Here is a 1,767-nt window from a genome sequence, read left to right as displayed (position 1 = left end):
GGCTCGTCTGCGTCGACGGACCGGCCGGCTCGGGCAAGACGACCCTGGCTGCGGCGCTGGCGAGCCTCGTGCCGGACGCCACCGTCGTGCACCTCGACGACCTGCTCGACGGCTGGGGCGGACTGAGTGGCGTGAACGAGCGCCTCGACCCGCTCCTCCTCCCCCTCTCACGCGACGAACCGGGTCGCTACGAGCGCTACGACTGGCATGCCGAGCGGTTCTCCGACTGGGTGCGGGTGCCGACCACGCCGCTGCTCGTCGTCGAGGGCGTCGGATCGGGAGCACGGCGGCACGCGGCGCTCTGCACGACCCTCGTGTGGGTCGAGGTCGACGACGACCTCCGCCTGCGCCGCGGGCTGGTGCGCGACGGCGAGGCGGCACGCCCCCACTGGGAGAGGTGGATGGTGCAGGAGCGTGCGCACTTCGTGGACGAGCAGACGCGGGAGCGGGCCGACGTGGTTGTCTGACGCCCATGTCCACCATGCCCGGGGCCTCCCCTGACGACCTCGGGACGCGCGTCTCGCCCAGCGGCGAGCAGTTCGCCCTCTCCGGCGGCGGCTACGAGGCCGTCATCACCGAGAGCGGCGGCGCCCTGCGCTCCCTGTCCTACTCGGGCCGAGACCTCGTCGACGGGTTCGCCGTCGACGCGACGTCGTCGGGCGGACGAGGCCAGCTGCTCATGCCGTGGCCCAACCGGATCCGCGACGGGCGCTACACCTTCGGCGGGCAGGAGCACCAGCTGGCGCTCACCGAGCCGGAGCGCCACAACGCCTCCCACGGCCTGGCGCGCTGGGCGGCCTGGACCGTGGAGGAGCACACCGCCCACTCGGTCTCGCTCCAGTACCGCCTGATGGCGCAGTCGGGCTATCCCTGGCTGGTCGACCTGCACGTGCTCTACGACCTCTCTGCCGACGGGCTGACCGTCACGCAGACCGCCACGAACCTCTCCGACTCCCCCGCGCCCTACGCCAGCGGCGCCCACCCCTACCTGACGGTCGGCGACGGGCCGATCGACTCGTGGGAGCTGTCCCTGCCGGCCCGCACCCGGTCGATCGCCGACGACCGGCTCCTGCCGGTGTCGAGCGAAGGCGTCGCCGGGACGCCGTACGACTTCCGGGAGCGGCGCACCATCGGTGACCTCGCGCTCAACGACGCCTTCACCGACCTCGTCCACGACGAGCACGGCGTGGCGACGACCTCCCTGCGGGACCCCGCGACCGGACACGAGGTCGAGCTGTGGGTCGACGCCCAGCACCGCTGGCTCCAGCTCTACAGCGCCGACGACGTGCCCGCAACCGCGCGACGCTCCCTGGCCGTCGAGCCGATGACCGCGAACGCCGACGCGTTCCGCAGCGGTCAGGACCTGATCACCCTCGCCCCGGCCGGCGAGCCGGGCGACGAGGTGTCAGTCGCCTGGGGTGTGCGCGCTGTCGAGGAGCAGGCGTAGCTCACGCAGCGCCCGCTTGGCGCGGGCGCCGTCCGAGCCCTGGATGCCGATCGCGGAGGCGCTCGTGCCATCAGCCAGGTCGAAGGTGACCCACGGCGCCCCGGGACTCATCCGGAACGCCACGATCTCGGCCCACTCGTAGGTGTGGCGGCGGTAGCCGTTGACGACCACCAGGCGGTCGGGGAACGCCTGCACCTTGGAGCGGATCAGGGCGTAGAGGCTGGCGAAGCCGAGCCCGAAGAGGACGATGACGGTGCCACGCTGGAAGGGCGTCACCGACGCGCGCGTCATTGCGCTGGTGATTGCGGATCACACTTTGC

The 1,767-nt window shown here is 72.4% G+C and carries 3 protein-coding genes; 2 read left to right on the top strand and 1 reads right to left on the bottom strand.

Annotated features, from left to right (window positions below; translation table 11 throughout):
* Both VOI19_RS19040 and VOI19_RS19035 read left to right on the top strand, forming a co-directional pair.
* Window positions 1–467 (top strand): 4-amino-4-deoxy-L-arabinose transferase (locus tag VOI19_RS19040; protein ID WP_323794501.1); only part of this gene is annotated, 467 nt, incomplete at its 5' end.
* Between the two features lie 5 nt (window positions 468–472).
* A complete protein-coding gene (locus VOI19_RS19035) occupies window positions 473–1,447 on the top strand; it encodes an aldose 1-epimerase family protein (protein ID WP_323794500.1) in 975 nt (324 codons plus the stop codon).
* Here VOI19_RS19035 and VOI19_RS19030 read toward each other — a convergent pair.
* Window positions 1,406–1,723, bottom strand: coding sequence for a PH domain-containing protein (locus tag VOI19_RS19030; RefSeq protein WP_323794499.1), 318 nt, complete (start codon window positions 1,721–1,723; stop codon window positions 1,406–1,408). The two genes, VOI19_RS19035 and VOI19_RS19030, sit on opposite strands and share 42 nt — an antisense overlap.
* Window positions 1,724–1,767: the final 44 nt, after the last annotated feature.

It is taken from the genome of Nocardioides sp., assembly GCF_034670285.1.
Lineage (GTDB): Bacteria > Actinomycetota > Actinomycetes > Propionibacteriales > Nocardioidaceae > Nocardioides.
This window is presented reverse-complemented; position numbering and strand designations above follow the sequence as displayed.